The sequence below is a fragment of the Vibrio sp. 661 genome (assembly GCF_033339315.1).
GTDB lineage: Bacteria > Pseudomonadota > Gammaproteobacteria > Enterobacterales > Vibrionaceae > Vibrio > Vibrio alginolyticus.
This window is the reverse complement of the sequence record NZ_JAWOUJ010000025.1, coordinates 1-19,133: the sequence shown is the minus strand read 5'-3', so window position 1 is coordinate 19,133 and position 19,133 is coordinate 1. Positions and strand designations below refer to the sequence as shown.

General features: G+C 45.8%; 16 protein-coding genes. 3 read left to right on the top strand and 13 right to left on the bottom strand.

What is annotated here, in order from left to right:
- Positions 1–13 precede the first annotated feature (13 nt).
- From rlmB to nsrR, 3 genes are all read right to left on the bottom strand, one after another.
- Positions 14–757: a 23S rRNA (guanosine(2251)-2'-O)-methyltransferase RlmB gene (gene rlmB, locus R7P69_RS23020; protein ID WP_005381395.1), complete on the bottom strand. Its 744-nt coding sequence runs from the start codon at positions 755–757 to the stop codon at positions 14–16.
- 67 nt (positions 758–824) lie between these two features.
- Positions 825–3,332 (bottom strand): ribonuclease R, encoded by a 2,508-nt coding sequence (gene rnr / locus R7P69_RS23015; RefSeq protein ID WP_017821742.1) that lies wholly within the window; start codon positions 3,330–3,332, stop codon positions 825–827.
- Between the two features lie 115 nt (positions 3,333–3,447).
- Positions 3,448–3,873 carry a nitric oxide-sensing transcriptional repressor NsrR gene (gene nsrR, locus R7P69_RS23010; protein ID WP_238952133.1) on the bottom strand — a complete coding sequence of 142 codons (426 nt, stop codon included), beginning with the start codon at positions 3,871–3,873 and terminating at the stop codon, positions 3,448–3,450.
- A 157-nt stretch (positions 3,874–4,030) separates the two neighbouring features.
- On the opposite strand from nsrR, the gene hmpA reads away from it, so the two are divergent.
- Positions 4,031–5,215, top strand: a complete 1,185-nt coding sequence (gene hmpA, locus R7P69_RS23005) for an NO-inducible flavohemoprotein (RefSeq protein WP_238952134.1) — start codon at positions 4,031–4,033, stop codon at positions 5,213–5,215.
- Positions 5,216–5,295: 80 nt separating this feature from the next.
- Here hmpA and motX read toward each other — a convergent pair whose 3' ends face one another.
- Both motX and R7P69_RS22995 read right to left on the bottom strand, forming a co-directional pair.
- Entirely contained in the window at positions 5,296–5,931 is a 636-nt protein-coding gene (motX, locus tag R7P69_RS23000; RefSeq protein ID WP_005381388.1) for a flagellar protein MotX, read from the bottom strand.
- 216 nt (positions 5,932–6,147) lie between these two features.
- Positions 6,148–7,464, bottom strand: a complete 1,317-nt coding sequence (locus R7P69_RS22995; RefSeq protein ID WP_005381385.1) for an adenylosuccinate synthase — start codon at positions 7,462–7,464, stop codon at positions 6,148–6,150.
- Between the two features lie 172 nt (positions 7,465–7,636).
- Between R7P69_RS22995 and R7P69_RS22990 the strand changes: the two genes are divergently transcribed.
- Complete coding sequence (locus tag R7P69_RS22990) at positions 7,637–7,822, top strand: DUF2065 domain-containing protein (protein ID WP_005381383.1); 186 nt, start codon at positions 7,637–7,639, stop codon at positions 7,820–7,822.
- Positions 7,823–7,885: 63 nt separating this feature from the next.
- Here R7P69_RS22990 and hflC read toward each other — a convergent pair whose 3' ends face one another.
- From hflC to tsaE, 8 genes are all read right to left on the bottom strand, one after another.
- Complete coding sequence (hflC, locus tag R7P69_RS22985) at positions 7,886–8,866, bottom strand: protease modulator HflC (RefSeq protein ID WP_005381382.1); 981 nt, start codon at positions 8,864–8,866, stop codon at positions 7,886–7,888.
- 2 nt (positions 8,867–8,868) lie between these two features.
- Positions 8,869–10,074, bottom strand: a complete 1,206-nt coding sequence (gene hflK / locus R7P69_RS22980) for an FtsH protease activity modulator HflK (protein ID WP_017633728.1) — start codon at positions 10,072–10,074, stop codon at positions 8,869–8,871.
- A gap of 45 nt (positions 10,075–10,119) precedes the next feature.
- Positions 10,120–11,409 carry a ribosome rescue GTPase HflX gene (gene hflX, locus R7P69_RS22975; protein ID WP_005381380.1) on the bottom strand — a complete coding sequence of 430 codons (1,290 nt, stop codon included), beginning with the start codon at positions 11,407–11,409 and terminating at the stop codon, positions 10,120–10,122.
- Between the two features lie 38 nt (positions 11,410–11,447).
- Entirely contained in the window at positions 11,448–11,711 is a 264-nt protein-coding gene (hfq, locus tag R7P69_RS22970; protein WP_005381379.1) for an RNA chaperone Hfq, read from the bottom strand.
- A 194-nt stretch (positions 11,712–11,905) separates the two neighbouring features.
- On the bottom strand, positions 11,906–12,838 hold the full coding sequence (gene miaA, locus R7P69_RS22965; RefSeq protein WP_005381378.1) for a tRNA (adenosine(37)-N6)-dimethylallyltransferase MiaA: 933 nt from the start codon (positions 12,836–12,838) through the stop codon (positions 11,906–11,908).
- On the bottom strand, positions 12,835–14,847 hold the full coding sequence (gene mutL, locus R7P69_RS22960) for a DNA mismatch repair endonuclease MutL (protein ID WP_238952135.1): 2,013 nt from the start codon (positions 14,845–14,847) through the stop codon (positions 12,835–12,837). Before mutL ends, miaA begins: the two co-directional genes overlap by 4 nt.
- Positions 14,848–14,865: 18 nt before the next feature.
- Positions 14,866–16,575, bottom strand: a complete 1,710-nt coding sequence (locus R7P69_RS22955) for an N-acetylmuramoyl-L-alanine amidase (RefSeq protein WP_238952136.1) — start codon at positions 16,573–16,575, stop codon at positions 14,866–14,868.
- The gene (tsaE, locus tag R7P69_RS22950) at positions 16,569–17,033 is read right to left on the bottom strand and encodes a tRNA (adenosine(37)-N6)-threonylcarbamoyltransferase complex ATPase subunit type 1 TsaE (RefSeq protein WP_005381372.1); all 465 of its coding nucleotides are present in this window, start codon (positions 17,031–17,033) and stop codon (positions 16,569–16,571) included. Before tsaE ends, R7P69_RS22955 begins: the two co-directional genes overlap by 7 nt.
- Before the next feature lie 276 nt (positions 17,034–17,309).
- Here tsaE and queG point away from each other — a divergent pair, with 276 nt between their 5' ends.
- Positions 17,310–18,437 carry a tRNA epoxyqueuosine(34) reductase QueG gene (gene queG / locus R7P69_RS22945; RefSeq protein ID WP_005381370.1) on the top strand — a complete coding sequence of 376 codons (1,128 nt, stop codon included), beginning with the start codon at positions 17,310–17,312 and terminating at the stop codon, positions 18,435–18,437.
- Positions 18,438–19,133: the final 696 nt, after the last annotated feature.

Genomic DNA, 19,133 nt, shown 5'->3' with positions numbered 1-19,133 from the left:
GTTTGTTTCGTCGTTACTTTGCAGCAATACGCTGACGAACTGCCTCAAACAAACAGATGCCGGATGCCACAGATACGTTCAAGCTTGAAACGCTACCAGCCATTGGGATCTTAATCAAATCGTCGCAGGTTTCACGAGTCAGACGACGCATACCGTCACCTTCTGCCCCCATTACGATAGCAAGGGGTCCAGTCAGTTTGGCTTGGTAGATGTCGTGCGTTGCTTCACCCGCAGTACCAACAAACCAGATGCCTTTCTCTTGCAATGTACGCATAGTACGAGCCAAGTTCGTTACTCGGATCAATGGTACGACTTCAGCTGCACCACAAGCGACTTTACTTACCGTCGCATTCATTGGCGCAGAACGATCTTTCGGTACGATGATCGCCGCAGCACCTGCCGCATCTGCGTTACGTAAACACGCACCAAGATTGTGTGGATCGGTCACTCCGTCTAACACTAATAGCAGTGGTGATTCGTGCTGCGCCAGGATGTCATCTATATCGTTCTCATTCAGCTGCTTCGCTGGTTTCACACGAGCGATGATGCCTTGGTGATTTGCACCGCGCGCTTTGTCATCCAAAGTTTTACGTGTCATCTGCTGAATAGAAACACCACAAACCTGAAGATCATTTAGGATTGGCATTAGGCGATCATCTTGACGACCTTTTAAAACGTACGCCTCGATAAAACGCTCTGGTTCGCGCTCCAATACCGCCTTCACTGCGTGAATGCCGTAGATAAATTCGTTACTCATTGTTTAACCTGTTGTTCTGGTCGTATTGCCTGCGCCAACCGAGTTTGAACTAAGTTGGCGCTTCAACCTACTGCGCTTCTTTTTTAGTGCGCTTGGTTTTCTTCGGCTTACTGTGCGGCTTCTTTTTACGTGCTTTTTTCACTTTAGGCTTCTCGTTGCCTTCGGCGTCACCACGTTTTGGGCCATTACGCTTACTCGTTGCGCCCGTTTCTTCTGGGCGTTTAGTTGGCTCTATCGCAGGAACTGCACGAGCCGCGCCACCTTCTTTCGATGAAGAGCGAGTCGCAGCACGTTTTTTATCTTTCGCTTTGCGTTTTGCTTCCGCTGCGCGTTTCTTCGCAGTCTTACCTTCGCCGCGTAGCTTACGACTTGTTTCGACCAATTCAAAGTCAATTTGCTTATCATCGAGGTTAACAGCCAGTACTTTTACTTTTACTGCATCACCTAAGCGGTAGATGTTACCGAAACTTTCACCAATAAGTCGTTGACCAATCGGGTCAAATTGATAGTAGTCGTTCGCAAGGGTAGAAATATGCACCAAACCATCGATGTGCAAATCCGTTAAACGTACAAAGAAGCCAAAGCTAGTGACATTAGCAATAACACCGTCTAGTTCGTCACCGACGTGGTCTTGCATATATTCACACTTCAGCCAATCCGCAACATCACGTGTTGCATCATCAGCACGGCGCTCTGTCATCGAACATTGTTCGCCGTAAAAATCCATGTCGTCAAACGAGTAATGATAGCCACCTGTTGGTGTCCAGCGATCTTGATTACGACCTTCTTCTTTAGCAATCAGATACTTGATTGCACGGTGAAGTAACAAGTCAGGGTAACGACGAATTGGCGACGTAAAGTGCGCATAGCGTTTCAATGCCAACCCAAAGTGCCCCGCGTTATCTGCGTTGTATACCGCTTGCTTCATTGAGCGTAGCAGCATGGTCTGAATCAACTCTTGATCTTGACGCCCGGAGATTTGACGTGCGAGATCAGCATAGTCCGTTGGTGAAGGCTCTAAACCACCTTTTAGCTCAAGACCAAGTTCACTTAAGAAGTCACGGAAACCTTGCAGGCGTAATTCACCTGGAGATTCGTGGATACGATAAAGCGCGGGCTCTTTCGCTTTTTCTACCAGCGATGCCGAAGCAATGTTGGCTAAAATCATACATTCTTCGATGATCTTATGCGCGTCATTACGAATTACTGGCTCAATACTTTCGATTTTGCGTTCCGCATTGAAAATAAATTTGGTTTCAACGGTTTCAAATTCGATTGCACCGCGTTGATCTCGTGCTTCTTTCAGCACTTTGTACATCTTGTGCAACTCTTCTAGATGAGAAACAAGCGGCTGGTAGCGCTCACGTAGTTCTTCATCCCCTTCTAGAATCGCGCTCACTTTGCTATATGTGAGACGAGCGTGCGAGTTCATCACCGCCTCGTAATGCTTGTAACCAGACAGCTTACCTGTATCGGAAATGGTCATTTCGCACACCATACACAAGCGATCTACTTGCGGGTTAAGCGAACATAGACCGTTCGACAGTACTTCTGGCAACATCGGCACAACTTGCGACGGGAAATATACTGAGTTACCACGATTGATCGCTTCTTTGTCCAACGCAGAGTCAGGACGAACGTAGTAACTGACGTCAGCAATCGCTACCCATAAACGCCAACCACCTTCTTTGTTCTTTTCACAGTAAACGGCATCATCAAAGTCTCGTGCGTCTTCGCCGTCAATGGTCACTAGTGGCAAATCACGTAGATCCACACGACCAACTTTCGCTTCTTCTGGTACTTCTTCGCCTAAGTTTTCGATTTGTTTATCGACGGCTTCTGGCCATTCGTGAGGGATTTGGTGTGTACGAATCGCAATTTGTGTTTCCATACCTGGTGCCATATTTTCACCAAGGACTTCAACCACTTTACCCATCATGCCGCGTGAGCGTGAGCCACGATCAGTAATTTCAATTACGACTACGTTACCCATGCGTGCACCCGCTTTGTGCTCATTTGGGATCAGGATATCTTGGCTGATACGCGAGTCATCTGGGACAACATAGGAGTATCCATATTCAAGGAAGAAACGACCAACGATTTGATCATTGCGCTCCTCTAGCACACGCACCAAACGTCCTTCACGGCGGCCGCGCTTGCTGTTGTCTGTCGGTTGCACTAAGACAAAATCACCGTGGATGATGTTCTTCATCTGATGGTGCGGTAACAGAATATCATCATCCTTGCCGACGCTGCCTTCTGGACGTACCCAACCATGGCCATCACGATGACCAATCACGTAACCTTTCACCATTTCAAGTTTTTCAGGCAATGCATAGCACTGACGGCGGGTAAACACCAGTTGGCCATCTCGCTCCATCGCACGTAGCCGACGACGCAACCCTTCGTATTGCTCTTCGCCCTCAAGCTTTAGTGCCTCAAACAAGTCGTTACGATTCATTGGAACGCCCGCTTGCTCTAGAAACTCGATGATAAACTCTCGGCTTGGAATTGGATTTTCGTAATTTTTGGATTCACGATCTGCAAAAGGATCGTTTGGAATATTGTCTGACATAGGCACGCCTATCTAGCAAGGAAGGTATATGGCTAGTATATCTGAGTCTCTCGATAAGCTACAGAATTGCTTTGAAAAAAGAATGATCGAGATCGACTCTAGGCATGCAAATGAGTTAAGGACGAGCCAGCAAGATCAAAAGTTCAGAATTGTCACTGAGCAAGGATTCAATCGTGCAATCATCCAACTCCGCCAGAAAGGCACTTTTTGCTTTCGCCAATTTATCTTTGAGGCGGCAAGCAGGGGTAATATGGCAAAAATCCACACCACAGTTGACTAAATCTAACGGCTCTAAATCGCGCACAACACCACCGACTGTGATTTCAGATGCTGGCTTCATCAGCCGGATACCACCGTTTTTTCCGCGCACGGTATGGACATAACCCAACTGTCCTAACCGATTGATAACTTTAACCATATGGTTGCGCGACACACCAAATAAATCCGTCACTTCGGTAATTCTGGTTAACTCATCTTCCGGCAACGAAGCCAAGAAAATTAAGGTTCTCAACGCATAATCAGTGAAACTAGTTAACTGCATATTCTCTCCCAAAGTGCGACTCAATAACCCGCTGGTGATACTAAAACCCCAAACTTGAGCTATCGATAAAAGTGTAAATCTTTTCTTGATCGAAAGATACATTTGAGATACAACTTTAAACATGCATTATAAATACAACTTAAAGTAGGAAGCCCTTATGCTCAGCAATCAAACTATCGAGATCGTCAAAGCGACCGCACCACTCATCGCCGAAACAGGACCAAAACTGACCGCGCACTTTTACGAGCGTATGTTTACTCATAACCCTGAGTTGAAAGATATTTTTAACATGAGTAACCAGCGTAACGGCGATCAGCGTGAAGCATTATTCAACGCTATCTGTGCCTATGCTGCCAATATTGAAAATTTGCCAGCTCTGCTTGGCGCAGTAGAGAAAATTGCGCATAAGCACACGAGCTTTTTGATCACAGAAGATCAGTACCAAATCGTTGGTAAGCATTTACTTGCAACAATCGATGAGCTTTTTAATCCAGGTCAAGAGGTGTTGGATGCTTGGGCTGAGGCTTACGGCGTACTTGCGAATGTATTTATTCAGCGCGAAGAACAAATTTACCAACAAAATGAAGCTTTGGAAGGCGGCTGGCGCGGTCTACGCGAATTTGAATTAGTCGATAAAAAGATTGAGAGCAAACACATTTGCAGCTTTGTGTTCAAGCCAACCGATGGCCAAAAAGTGGCGCCGTATAAACCGGGACAATACCTTGGCATCTACATCAACAGTGACCAGTTAGAAAACCAAGAAATTCGCCAATATAGCCTGTCTTCTGCGGTCCAAGAGAACACCTACCGTATCTCAGTAAAACGTGAAGAAGGCGGAAAAGTGTCGAACTACCTGCACGATAGCCTGAACATTGGCGAAAAAGTGCAGCTTGCAGCCCCTGCCGGTGATTTCTTTATGGATGCCGAACCACAAACACCCGTTGTTCTAATTTCTGCTGGTGTGGGACTTACTCCAACGCTGTCAATGCTAGAAAGTCTCTCAGCACATCAAGCACCTGTAACTTGGGTTCATGCAACCGAAAATGGCCAACAGCATGCTTTCAAGCAACACGTAAACCAACTCGTTGCAGAAAAAGAAAATATGAACGCGCTCGTTTGGTATAACCAACCAACGGCAGAAGACAAGCTAGGTGAAGACTTCCACTTCACGGGCTTTGTCAATCTGTATGAAATTGAAGCTGCATTAAAGCAAGATAACGTGCAGGTATACTTCTGTGGTCCTGTAGGATTTATGCAGCACGTAGCGAAACAGCTATTAGAACTTGGCGTACCAGAAAAGCAATTCCATTACGAATGCTTCGGTCCACACAAAGTGGTTTAAGCGCTACCAACTATCGGGAAAACAACAAAGCCCACGTGACGTGGGCTTTGTTGTATGAAGTTGTTTGCAATATTGAAGCGTTACCAAAAGGTGTCTCGCCGTTTAGCTCGAGCAATAACGTTTTGTGGCATGCGCTGTTCAAGGCCGTTTCTCAATACAGTTATGCGCTTATGCTGCCGCTTATCTGCTGTGACAGAGTTATATAACCAACGATACGCATCTTCGTAATCGAGTGGACTGCCATAATCACGTAAAAGCAACTCGGCCAGATGAATACGCGCGTTTAGGTTTCCCATTGACGCAGCTTCTCGCAAATATGGAATTGCACGTTCTTTATCTTGCTGTACTAAAGTGCCACGCGAATAGTATCGGCCAATCTGCTCTAGTGCAGCTGGTAACCCCTGATGCGCTGCATTTTCGATGTAGTAAAGACCCAGTTCGACATCTTGCTCGACACACACCCCCCAAGCCAACATATCTCCGTATAGAAACTCATAAGCGGGTAAGTTAATTCGAGTCGCACGAGCTACGATATCCTCCACCAGCTGGCAGTTATCAGCGCGCACACGTTGTAAGTGCTTATTTTGCTCAATAAGCTTTATCAGCTCTGCTTCGGTATAGATCGGAACTGGTGCCCCCACATCAGCAACATTAGCTTTCACTGTGGTAGCAACCAAGGTCAACAACAGTGAAGCAGCCACTGTTCGTAACTTCATAAACGTACCCTTAAGGTATCTAAGAAACCAAAGATCGGTGAAGGATCTCCTCTGCTTGATAACCTTATCGGCAAAAAACAGCTAAGCTTTAGACAATTTTTGCCTCTGATTTAGGCTCAGCGGCAAAAGCTTGCCATATGAGAGTCACGCTGTTTTTGTTCAGATACAAAAAAGCCGACCAGAAGGTCGGCTTTTGCAATCTTTAACGGCTATCAATTAAGCTTCGAATGGGTGAACTTTGATGATAGTTTCGTTACGGTCAGGACCTGTAGAGATGATGTCTACTGGAACGCCAGTTAGCTCTTCAATACGCTTGATGTAGTCAAGAGCGGCTTGTGGTAGAGCATCTAGTGACTTAGCACCAAATGTGTTCTCAGACCAACCAGGCATTGTTTCGTAGATTGGCGTTGCTTTTTCGAATGCTTCAGCAGCCATCGGAGAAACTTCTAGCACAGAGCCATCTTCCATCTTGTAACCAGTACAGATTTTTAGCTCTTCTAGACCATCTAGTACGTCTAGTTTAGTTAGACAGAAACCAGATACAGAGTTGATTTGGATTGCACGACGCATAGCAACAGCATCGAACCAACCTGTACGACGTAGACGACCAGTTGTCGCACCGAACTCGTGGCCAACTTCACCTAAGTGCTTACCAATTGGATCTTGCTTATCTAAACCGTCGTATAGTTCAGTCGGGAATGGACCAGCACCAACGCGAGTACAGTACGCTTTTGCGATACCCAAGATGTAACCGATGTGACGAGGACCAAAACCAGAACCTGCAGCAACACCACCAGCAGTCGTGTTAGAAGACGTTACGTACGGGTAAGTACCGTGGTCGATATCAAGTAGTGTACCTTGTGCACCTTCGAACATGATCTTGTCGCCGCGCTTACGTGCTGCGTCTAGTTCGTCAGTTACGTCGATAACCATTGACGTTAGTAGTTCAGCGTAGCCTTTAGCTTGCTCAAGTACTTCTTCGTAGCTTACTGGCTCCGCTTTGTAGAAGTTAACTAGTTGGAAGTTATGGAACTCCATGACTTCTTTTAGCTTCTCTGCGAAAGTCGCCATATCGAATAGGTCGCCAACGCGTAGACCGCGACGAGCAACTTTATCTTCGTATGCTGGACCGATACCACGACCAGTAGTACCGATAGCTTTTTTACCGCGAGCGATTTCGCGAGCTTGGTCCATTGCAACGTGGTAAGGAAGAATTAGCGGACATGCTTCAGAAATGAAAAGACGCTCGCGTACTGGAATACCGCGCTCTTCAAGAGGCTTCATTTCTTTAAGTAGAGCTTCAGGTGATAGTACAACACCGTTACCGATAACACATTTTACGTTATCGCGAAGGATACCTGATGGAATTAAGTGAAGAACGGTTTTTTCACCGTCAATTACGAGAGTGTGACCTGCGTTGTGACCGCCTTGGTAGCGTACCACGTATTTTGCATCTTCAGTTAAAAGGTCTACGATTTTACCTTTACCTTCGTCACCCCATTGGGTGCCTAGAACGACTACGTTATTTCCCATCTTTCCAAGTCTGATTGCTAGTTAAAAATGGATTCTAGCACCGAATCACGCTTCTTGCAGTCATTTTTTGTTCACAGAGTTGCTACCAGAATGTCATCTTGCCGCTTTGTTCATTTTGAAATCAGCATATCACTGATAGTATTTAGCTTTCTCTATTCGACTGGAAAGCGCTATGTCTGAATCCATATGGTTGGCGATTGGGCTCGTCTTGATCGTGGAAGGCATTGGGCCACTGATTGCTCCTAACGGTTGGCGGAATATGGTGGCTCAATTAAGTGAACAACCCAACAATCAGCTACGACGCATCGGTGGCTGCCTAGTAGTTGCTGGAGCCGTAATCGCCATCATGATGAGCTAGCACTTAGCATCAGATACAAAAAAGGCTCCCTAAGGAGCCTTTTATTTCAATGAGACGCGGAGATTATTTCTCCATGCTGCCCTTCGACTGGTTCATGTATTGGAAGAACTCACTCTTCGGATCAAGCACCAGAATATCGCTCTTAGAGCTGAAGGACTTCTCATACGCACGTAGCGAGCGTAGGAAGCTAAAGAACTCAGGGTCTTTGTTGTACGCTTCGGCATAAATCTTCGCAGCTTCAGCATCCGCCTCACCTCGTGTCACACGCGCAGTTTTATCAGCTTCAGCTAGAATAGTTGCTACTTCTAGTTCTGCTTGAGCACGGATAACTTCCGCTTTTTCACGACCTTGAGAACGGTGCTTACGAGCAACGGACTCACGCTCCGCACGCATACGACGGTAGATAGACTCACTGATTTCATCAGGCAGGTTGATTTTCTTCATTCGGAAATCAACGACACGAACACCCAAGTCTTTCATTGCGCTTTCACGCGTGTCTTTCAATACTTCAGACATGATTAGGTCGCGTTCACCATCAATCTCAAGCGCCTCACGAGCCGCTTCAGTTGCGACAACATCGGCACTTGCGTCTTCTGGTAGCACATCATCGTTACGTGGACCAGATACGATCTGTTTGATTTCACGAGCACCGATTTCAGAACGAAGCACGTCCGTCACTTTACGCTCAAGTAGTGCCTCTGCCGTTAGCGAGTTACCACCGCCAGTCGCGAGGTAGTAGCGACCAAAATCTTCAATACGCCACTTCACGTAGGTATCAATGATAACGTCTTTTTTCTCAGACGTTACGAAACGGTCTGCACGGCCATCCATTGTTTGGATACGTGCATCAAGTTGTTTCACACGGTCAAACAAAGGCATCTTGAAATGCAGACCAGGCTCGTAAATTCGAGTGATGTCGTTGTTGTCTTTCAAGACACGACCAAATCGAACCACGATACCGCGCTCACCTTCAGGAATCACAAACAAAGACATCAACATTAATGCCAGTGCGATTACCAGTACAGGGATCATTAACTTACGCATTCTTAGTATCTCCCTTGACGTGAACCTGTTGAACGAGACTGCGTGTTCGAAGTGTCTTCTTGTGTACGATCAGACTCAAGTTGAATTTGATCATAGGTTGAAGATGACTTCGATTTACGTTTGGTATCTGCTTTGCCCTCTTGTCCCGCCAACTTATCGATTGGAAGGTAAAGAAGATTGCCGCTTGATTCCGAGTCAATCAACACTTTCGAAGTGCTTGAGTACACCTCTTCCATTGCGTCGATGTACAGACGATCACGCGTTACACCAGGCGCTGCTTGGTATTCTGGTAGTAGTTTTTCGAACTGTGCTACCTGACCAAGAGCCTCGTTAGTGACACGCTCATTGTAACCTTGTGCTTCTTTCTTCAAACGCTCTGCACGACCCGTTGCCTTAGGCAAGATTTCGTTCTTGTATGCTTCAGCTTCACGAATGAAACGCTCTTCATCCTCACGTGCTGCGATTGCATCATCAAACGCATCTTTCACTTGCTCTGGTGGACGAGCAGACTGGAAGTTCACATCAACAAGTACCAGACCCATATCATAGCTATCAATGATTTGGTTCAGTGTTTCTTGCGTAGTTTGACGAATTTGCTGACGACCACTGGTTAGAATGCTATCCATCAATGAGTCACCAATTACTGCACGTAGTGCAGAATCCGTTGCTTGACGCAAGCTGTCGTCTGCATTGGTTACACGGTACAAGTATTTGTATGGGTCAGTCACTCGGTACTGAACATCCATCGCAACTGTTACAACGTTTTCATCTTTGGTCAGCATTAGACCAGATGCACGTAGTGAACGAATCGCTTGTACGTTTACCGCTTCGTACTCATCAATAAAGCGAGGACGCCAGTTAAGACCTGGGTCTACGATACGATCGTATTTACCTAAACGCAGTACAACACCACGCTCTGCTTCACCGATGGTGTAAAAACCAGCGAAGAACCAAACTGCAACAGCAATCAGAGCAATCACGCCAAAGCCAATTGCACTACCACCACCGCCGCCGATTGGAGAACCACCGCCGCCTTTTTTACCAAACTTGCCGCCCAGCTTTTGACTCAGTTTGTTGAACACTTCATCTAAATCTGGCGGACCTTGATCTCGGCCACCAGGACGCTGGCCACCACGATTATTATTACCCCAAGGGTCATTATCGCGGCCATTGTTGCCGTTGTTATTTCCAGGCTCATTCCACGCCATTAGAAAGCTCCATCATTTGATATGACGTTATACTGTAGCAGTCCTTTAAGTGACTATAAAGCCAGTCAAAACTGCCCCTTCTCTTTTTTCAAGTCTAGACCAATCTACTTGCTGCATTCGAATATCGATCAACAAGTTACCATCCTGGTCATATTCCTCACGTTGAATACACTTCATTTGGAAGAAGGTACTACGGAATCGTCCTTGATACTGTGGAGGAATTCGCAACTGATGCTCGACCATTTGTGACGCCAGACGTTCCGTCAGCGCCTCAAACAGGACATCAATGCCCAACCCATCCATTGCTGAAACCCAAACTGCGCGAGGTACGCCTTCCTCGTCTCGTTCTATACGTGGTTTCTGCGAATCTAGATTGTCGATTTTGTTCATGACAACCAGAGTCGGCACTTCATGCGCGTCGATCTCTTCTAGTACTTCATGAACAGCTTGAATATTCTCACGAAAACGCTCATCACTGGCATCAACAACATGTAACAAAATGTCAGCTTCTTGCGTTTCCTGCAAGGTTGCCTTGAAGGCCGCAACCAAGTCGTGTGGCAAATGTCGAATAAAACCAACCGTGTCTGCCAAGATGGCAGGACCAACATCTGCTAACTCTATCTTACGTAAAGTCGGGTCCAAAGTAGCAAATAATTGATCAGCCGCGTACACGCCAGCTTCTGTAATACGGTTGAAGAGTGTCGACTTACCCGCGTTGGTGTAACCCACAAGTGAAACCGTTGGGATTTCAGCTCGATTTCGGGCGCGGCGCCCTTGTTCACGCTGCTTCGCTACTTTGTCTAAGCGTCGCAGGATGGCTTTGATTCTGTCACGCAATAAGCGACGGTCGGTTTCCAGCTGGGTTTCACCCGGGCCACGTAAACCGATACCACCTTTCTGCCTTTCAAGGTGCGTCCAACCACGAATCAAACGAGTAGAGATATGACGAAGTTGAGCCAGCTCTACCTGTAGCTTACCTTCGTGTGTTCGAGCTCGTTGAGCAAAGATATCGAGAATAAGACCAGTGCGGTCGAGAACTCGACATTGGCACAGTGCTTCGAGGTTACGTTCTTGGGCAGGAGAGAGGGCGTGATTAAAAATCACAATTTCGGCACCCGTTGATTGTACCGCTGTAGCAATCTCTTGGGCCTTACCCTCTCCGACATAGTATTTCGGGTGTGGGGATTGACGACTACCAGTTACTACTTGTAGCGCCTCTACCCCAGCAGAAGAAACCAGCATTTCGAACTCAGCCAGATCTTCCCATTCACCTTCTTGCGTGAAGTTGATATGAACAAGTACGGCTCGCTCACCGGATTCATAACGGTCAAACAAGCAATCAACTCCTTATTTTAAAAATACTCGATGAAGAATTAATCTTCTGATTTCTCTTGTGGACGCTCACCTTGTGGACGTTCACCGCTGTGATGGCTCACTGGACGAGCCGGCACAACTGTTGAGATCGCGTGCTTGTACACCATTTGGTTAACAGTATTCTTCAGCAGGATCACAAATTGATCGAATGATTCGATCTGACCTTGTAGTTTAATACCATTCACAAGGTAGATAGATACCGGGATACGCTCACGACGTAGCGCGTTTAGAAATGGGTCTTGTAGAGATTGCCCCTTAGCCATTTTTATTTTCCTTATTTAATTTGTAGTTGTAATTATTTAGCTAGTGGTGCAATGCAAAAGATACGGCTTTTGCATCTGAGCTAAACGAATCAAAAATGCACTCTAAGTAATTAGCAGCATAGTATAAAAACCGCCAACAACAGATCCTTTGAGAGTGCGTTCACGCAAAAACGATCACATTATACACAGCTATGTCAATCAGATGCTATTGCTTCCGACATCGTTTCTAATGCCTGTTCAATGTTCTCGCTATCCAACCAAGTTAAATCATCCCAGCTGCGTAACCAGGTGATTTGACGCTTGGCCAATTGACGAGTCGCGCATACGCCACGAAATACCGCTTCGTCACGTGTACACTCCCCATCTAAATACTCCCACATCTGTCGGTAACCGACGCATCGTATGGAAGGAAGATCGGGGTGAAGATCTTTTCGCGAATGTAACGCTTTCATTTCTTCTTCAAAGCCCGCTTCCATCATCTTCTCGAAACGGAGTTCAATCCGACGGTGAAGTTCTGCCCTATCCTTGGGAGCTATTGCAAACTGCTTGACTCGGTATGGTAGGCTTTCACCTTTCGTTTGAGTCAATTCAGTTAAAGTTTTACCTGAAATGCGAAAAACTTCCAATGCCCGAGATAAACGTTGGGGATCATTGGGATGGATTCTCGCAGCTGACACAGGATCAACCTCTTTGAGTTCATCGTGCAACACTGACCAACCTTTAGTCAATGCCTCTTGTTCAATTTGCTGACGAATTTCAGGATTTGCAGCAGGAAGTGGTGATAAACCTTCAAGTAACGCCTTGTAATACAGCATTGTTCCACCCACAAGAAGTGGAATTTTTCCTTCTGCAACAATATCATCCATCGCTTTCAATGCATCTCGACGAAAGTCGGCGACAGAGTAAGATTCACTTGGATCCAAAATATCTATCAAGCGATGAGGCGCCAAACTTAACTCTTTTTCATCCGGTTTCGCCGTACCGATATCCATCCCTTTGTAGATCAAAGCAGAATCAACACTGATGATCTCAATCGGAAATTTTTGACGAAGACGAATCGCCAGCTCAGTTTTGCCTGATGCAGTTGGCCCCATTAAAAATAGCGCCAAAGGTAGTTTATCTGTCATGGTTTTAATTTGGCTATCGTGGCAGAGAAATCAACAGCGGATACGAATTTTGTATCTTCTAATGGCAATTGACCATGTCTTAGCTGTTCAAGTTCCGCAATAATTTGAATGGCTTCAGAAAAAGTATAGTGACTCTTCACTGTCGTGACCTGTAATGCGAGCCAATCTATCAACTCAGACAGCATCTGAGCCGCTGCTATACCTTCGTTCACACAAGATTGCGCGTAAGATAACAGATCTGGTACTAAATTTTGTAAGTTTTGTTGACGCAGCGGAGCTGGGACGCCCATCACCATTAAGGCGTGCTCGTTTCTCGCTTTCAATTGAATACCAAGCAATGCCAAATCTTGTTGATAATCTTGGGCCAGTCTCACTAATTCGGCCTCTAACTTAATAGATAGAGGAACAAGCAGAGGTTGTGCCTTGAGTGCACCATCGCTTGGAGTGAGCTGGCCTTTGACACGATAAAATTCTGCTCTAGGTAACGAGACTAACGCCGCCCCACTGTCACTGCCCATCAAAACAAATTGTTCATCGACCACCATCAGCGCTTTGCCTAATGCAGTAATCGATGGCATTGATGTGTGCGAAGTTATCGTTTGGGGCGCTATTGGAGTGACTGCCTGAGCCTCAAACTCTGGCGTTTTCAACAGCTCGTGATAAGCGCGTACTTCTTGTTTAGTTGGCGCTGGTTCTACGTGGCGCTCTTTACTGTGACTTGGCTTTGGTGCGGGTTTGGATTCCACCCAATCATTACGTTTGAATGACTCCACTACGCGCGCCTCTCGCACGGAGGTCTCACTAGGACAGCTATTACGAGGCTTCACTTCATAATCACTGCGTCCAGGATAAGCCGGTGTACTATCTATCGCTTGATAAACCCGCTCTGGTACTGGTGAAGATGCTGGCTCTTGTACTTTTTCAGGCTCTGGCGAATGCTCAATCTCTTCGGACTCAGTCGGTTCCACGCGATGAAATGCCGATTCATTCACCTGTGGTTTATCAATCACGGCGCTTTGTGAAAGTGCATCCGTCAAAGCTTGATAGATGAAATCATGCACCAAACGAGCTTGGTGGAAACGCACTTCATGCTTAGCAGGGTGAACATTCACATCTACTTGGTGCGGATCTAGCTCAATAAAGAGCACATACGCAGCAAACTGATCTGGCTTTAAGCTCATTTCATAACTTTGACGAATCGCGTGATTGATTAATTTGTCACGCATCATTCGGCCATTCACATAGCAATATTGTAAATCGCTTTGCTGCCTTGCTCCCTCTGGTGTGGTAATCCACCCATGTAACTTTAACCCTTGATGCTCAAGCTCGATTCTGAGCATATGCCGCACAAACGCATTACCGCAGACAGCAGCAATACGCTTTTCGGTTTGAAGCTGATTTTTCGCCGCGCGATATTGACGGATGATCTTGCCGTTATGACGCACATTGATGGTGACATCAAAGCGGCTTAACGCAATGCGTTTCAATAACTCATCAATATGAGCAAATTCGGTTTTCTCCGTACGAAGAAACTTGCGACGCGCTGGAGTATTAAAAAATAAGTCCAACACCTCAACGGTAGTGCCAATCGGGTGCGCTGCTGGCTTAAGCTTCACCTGCATATCACGCCCTTCGGAGTAGGCACTCCAGGCTTCTTCTTGTGCCGCAGGACGCGACGTGAGCGTCAAACGCGAGACTGAGCTAATACTGGCTAACGCTTCACCGCGAAAACCTAGACTCATAATAGCTTCGAGATCATCTAAGGTATGTATCTTAGATGTCGCATGACGACTGAGCGCTAAGCCAAGTTCATCTTTCGCGATACCTTTTCCGTTATCACGAACACGAATCAGCTTTGCGCCTCCTTTCTCGATATCGATATCGATTCGAGTTGCGCCAGAATCAAGACTATTTTCAACCAGCTCTTTAATCACAGAAGCAGGTCTTTCGACCACTTCCCCTGCGGCGATTTGGTTTGCAAGTCTGGCTGGCAAAATTTTAATCGTCATAATGAGTTAGAAGCTCACCTACTTGTTTGGAATGATCAGGACTTGCCCAACCGCTAGCTGATCAGAGCGTAAGTTATTCGCTTTACGAATGCTCGATACGCTAACGCCGTATTTGGACGCTATTTTGCCAAGGAACTCACCCCGAGAAACCTTGTGCTTACGAATCGGTTTATCTTTTACCGCGACCGTTATCTTCAACTTTTGCCCTACCCACAAGGTATCTGACTTCAAGTTATTCTCTCGGCGGATATCTGAAACCTTCACTTTATAGTGATTCGCAATCTTACCTAAGAACTCACCAGACTTAACCTTGTGCGTAATGGTTTCTGTCTCAACAGTAATCGGTTTACTTGGCACTTTAATCGTACCAGCAGAAGGAATGTTGAGCTTCTGACCAATTGCCAAGCCTGTCGACTTCAAGTTGTTTGCCGACATCAGCGCTTTAGAGCTAAGCCCATATTTGTTCGCGATCACCGATAATGACTCGCCACGCTTTACAATATGTACCATTGGCTTCGCTGAAGGCGAGAACACCGTACCCTCTGGTGGGTTATCTTTTAAGTACTTGACGACCGCCTTAGTGATAGCCTGAGCTAACTTATCTTGGTGCGCTCGTTGAAACAGTAAACGCTCTTCTGTTGGGTTAGAAATAAAGCCCGTTTCCACTAGCACAGACGGAATCTGTGGAGAGCGCAAAACCGCAAGGCTGGTGTTGATCGGTTTGGTGTTATGCAGGTGCGCAACACGTCCCATCTCACCTAGGATTTCTGTTGCCAGCTTATAGCCTTCTTTTTGTGAATGACTAAACTGCAAGTCCAACAAAGTTTGGTTCACGTTACGATCTTTTGTCTTCGTGAAGAACGCATTACCCGAGCCGCCCAATAACTCAGACTGTTTCTCATGGTTCTCGACCCAACGAGCAATTTCGGTATTTGCACGACGAGTATTTAGTACGAAGACCGATCCACCGCGAGGCTTCGGTGAAGTAAACGCATCTGCGTGAATGGAAATCAGCAAGTGCGCATCATTTTCACGAGCAATCGCGACACGACGGTTTAAGTTTACAAAGTAATCTCCCGTACGAGTCATGCGCGTTTTAATACCAGGAGTCGCATCGAGCTGAGCAGCAATTTTTCTTGAGATACTCAATACCGCATCTTTCTCGTACTTACGACGTGAAGGGCCAATAGAGCCAGGGTCTTCCCCACCGTGACCAGGGTCGATAACAATTAACACTTCTTGAGCTCGTTGAACTGAACTCATGTCTTTGCTGGCCGCCGCTGGCTTACTCGGTTTTGAGGTCGATGCCTTCTTACCGTGCGGTAAATCAATCACCAAGCGGTGACCATACTGCCCACCTGGTGTTGGGTTTAATTTAAATAACTCCGCTTGAACGCTCTTTTTTAGTTCAAACACCAAACGATAAGTGCCCTTCTCTGGAGGCGAGCTTTTTCGTACCAGTTTTAAAACAGGGCTATCCGTAACAGTAACAGGTAGTTTGGCCTGCATCGTCGTGCTTTTTAAATCCACGACAAGGCGATCCGGCCCTGATAAAGAGAAATAGGAATAGTCAGCTTCCGAGCCTAAATCGATGACAACACGCGTTTCATCAGGTGAAGGCCAAACTCGAAAACTCTTAACGACGTTAGCAAATGCTAAATTGGGGATGAGAAGGAGAAAAGTGGCGACAAACGTCGCCACCACTCTAAAATTTGAAAAACTCAACATAGCTCCAATCGACTGAGTAACTGCACACCATAATCATTATTAGCTGTTAGTTCGGCTACACGTTGCTCACCTTGGTAGCGAATGTTTACATCAAGATCCGGTTGTGGCAGTAAGCCATGCCCTTTTTCAGGCCATTCAACCAAGCAAATCGCATCGTCTGTGAAATAGTCTCGAATCCCCATAAACTCAAGCTCTTCAGGATCCGCAAGACGATAAAGGTCGAAGTGATATACTTGCCACTGATCCAACTGGTACGGTTCGACTAGAGTATAAGTTGGACTTTTCACGTTACCTTGATGACCAAGAGCACGGACAAAACCACGACTAAAGGTTGTTTTACCTGCACCCAAATCACCATGCAGATAAATTGTGGTTTGCTGGGAACAAAGCTGAGCCAAAGCGGTGCCTAGTGCAACCGTTTCATGCTCATCTTTTAAATTGAATTGTTTCGTGCTCATTGATGCTTCTCTAACTAATGATCGTTGACTATATAAAAATCAAAAGAACAGGAATAGTAAACCGTGTTGGTTTTGAGAGACAAGCTTTCAAATGTCATATGTGCGAAAAAAGTATCCAATAAACGGTATCTTAATCATCTTAGTATCGACCTAGATTTAGAATATATGCAAATGACTTCAATAAGCAGTATTCACAACATCAAAAACGTACCTAACTGGGTAGCACCAAAGCCAGAGATCCGTTAAGATCCGCCCCCCTTTATTCCGGTGGTTAACATGAACTACGAACAACTCGCACAACAAATCAAAGTTTGGGGAAAAGAACTCGGCTTCCAAAAAGTTGGGATCTGCGACGTTGATCTGAGTGAACATGAAGCAGCACTACAAAAATGGCTTGATGCAGGCTATCACGGCTCAATGGATTGGATGGCTCGTCACGGTATGATGCGTGCTAGACCCCATGAGCTACTCCCGGGAACCGTTCGTGTTATCAGCGTCCGGATGGACTATCTGCCACCAGAGGCTCAATTCGCTTCGAACCTCGCGAATAAAAGTCATGCCTATATTAGCCGCTACGCACTAGGGCGCGATTATCACAAGCTCGTCAGAAAGCAGCTAAATAAGCTCGGCAAACTTATTGAACAAGAGGTTGGTCAATATGGTTACCGACCTTTCGTTGATTCCGCACCAATATTAGAGCGACCTCTCGCCCAAAAAGCGGGCTTAGGTTGGACCGGGAAACATTCCCTGATTTTAGATCAAGACTGTGGATCGTGGTTCTTTTTAGGTGAACTACTTATCGACTTACCACTACCCGTAGATGAGCCAAGCGTTGATCAGTGCGGTAAATGCAAAGCATGCATTACATCATGCCCAACACAAGCCATCGTTGAAGACAAAGTTGTCGATGCCAGGCGTTGTATCTCTTATCTCACCATCGAGTTCGATGGCGTGATTCCTGAAGAGTTTCGAAAGCCAATGGGTAACCGCATTTATGGTTGTGACGACTGTCAATTGGTTTGCCCATGGAACCGCTACGCCGACATAACGGAGCAAGATGATTTCCACCGTCGTGACAGTTTCAAAAACCCTGACCTCGTCGACATGTTTAACTGGGATGAAGCGACTTTTCTAAAAAATATGGAAGGCTCCGCTATCCGTCGTATTGGTCATATACAGTGGCTACGTAACATCGCTGTCGCACTTGGTAATGCAGAATATAGTCAGCGAATCATAGATGCGCTGGAAAGTCGGCAAGGTGAAAATAAATTACTTGATGAGCACATTAAATGGGCTTTGACAGAGCAACTGAATCAACTCCCCACTGAGAGTAATTCATCTATAGAGACGAAAAAGCAACGCTTAATAAGGATAGTCGAGAAGGGACTGCCGAGAGACGCATAGAGCGTAGTCTATATGCAAGAGATTGAAATTACTTTTGCATGTTCAATTCATGACCTTGTTCTCAATTTTGTAATGTGGAAAAAAATTTGAGATTCAAGAAAAACAAGCTAGCAGAAAAAAGTTAAACACAGCTCGGAGAAATGACTAGGATCAAAAAAATACCAGTTAATGATCGTATTTTAACGTACTCGATCCGACAAAAAACTTATTTTTTCTTTATATAACAAGTATTTAGTTGATATTTCTTTGTTGTTTCCACTTCACTTTAGAGAAAAGATCTTTCTTCCCCATCATAAAAAGTCAAGCTAAAAACACTTTATCAACCAACTTATCCACAGAACGACGTATGTGGATAACTCTGTTAATTAAAGTAGATAAAACACGCGAAGCCTCATCATACTTGTACGTCAGCCGATTCATATCGTGTTTTAAACACAAACGAAATCGTCCGACATCATATGATGCGGATAAAAGTTTAGCTTTTGGGGATTCATGCTTCGCAGCATTATGAAAAGAGCGATGTGATTGGTTGCGAGAAGCAGGAGTTGAATCAAGCGGCGCATCCGTAGACGACTTAACAATTGTATACTAAATAAGTACTCAATCTATCGTCTTGTATTTGGTTGCGGGGGCCGGATTTGAACCGACGACCTTCGGGTTATGAGCCCGACGAGCTACCAAGCTGCTCCACCCCGC

Coding starts and splice junctions, on each gene's coding strand:
- rlmB (WP_005381395.1), bottom strand. CDS start 757: ATGAGTAACGAATTTATCTACGGCATTCACGCAGTGAAGGCGGTATTG.
- rnr (WP_017821742.1), bottom strand. CDS start 3,332: ATGTCAGACAATATTCCAAACGATCCTTTTGCAGATCGTGAATCCAAA.
- nsrR (WP_238952133.1), bottom strand. CDS start 3,873: ATGCAGTTAACTAGTTTCACTGATTATGCGTTGAGAACCTTAATTTTC.
- hmpA (WP_238952134.1), top strand. CDS start 4,031: ATGCTCAGCAATCAAACTATCGAGATCGTCAAAGCGACCGCACCACTC.
- motX (WP_005381388.1), bottom strand. CDS start 5,931: ATGAAGTTACGAACAGTGGCTGCTTCACTGTTGTTGACCTTGGTTGCT.
- R7P69_RS22995 (WP_005381385.1), bottom strand. CDS start 7,464: ATGGGAAATAACGTAGTCGTTCTAGGCACCCAATGGGGTGACGAAGGT.
- R7P69_RS22990 (WP_005381383.1), top strand. CDS start 7,637: ATGTCTGAATCCATATGGTTGGCGATTGGGCTCGTCTTGATCGTGGAA.
- hflC (WP_005381382.1), bottom strand. CDS start 8,866: ATGCGTAAGTTAATGATCCCTGTACTGGTAATCGCACTGGCATTAATG.
- hflK (WP_017633728.1), bottom strand. CDS start 10,074: ATGGCGTGGAATGAGCCTGGAAATAACAACGGCAACAATGGCCGCGAT.
- hfq (WP_005381379.1), bottom strand. CDS start 11,711: ATGGCTAAGGGGCAATCTCTACAAGACCCATTTCTAAACGCGCTACGT.
- miaA (WP_005381378.1), bottom strand. CDS start 12,838: ATGACAGATAAACTACCTTTGGCGCTATTTTTAATGGGGCCAACTGCA.
- mutL (WP_238952135.1), bottom strand. CDS start 14,847: ATGACGATTAAAATTTTGCCAGCCAGACTTGCAAACCAAATCGCCGCA.
- R7P69_RS22955 (WP_238952136.1), bottom strand. CDS start 16,575: ATGTTGAGTTTTTCAAATTTTAGAGTGGTGGCGACGTTTGTCGCCACT.
- tsaE (WP_005381372.1), bottom strand. CDS start 17,033: ATGAGCACGAAACAATTCAATTTAAAAGATGAGCATGAAACGGTTGCA.
- queG (WP_005381370.1), top strand. CDS start 17,310: ATGAACTACGAACAACTCGCACAACAAATCAAAGTTTGGGGAAAAGAA.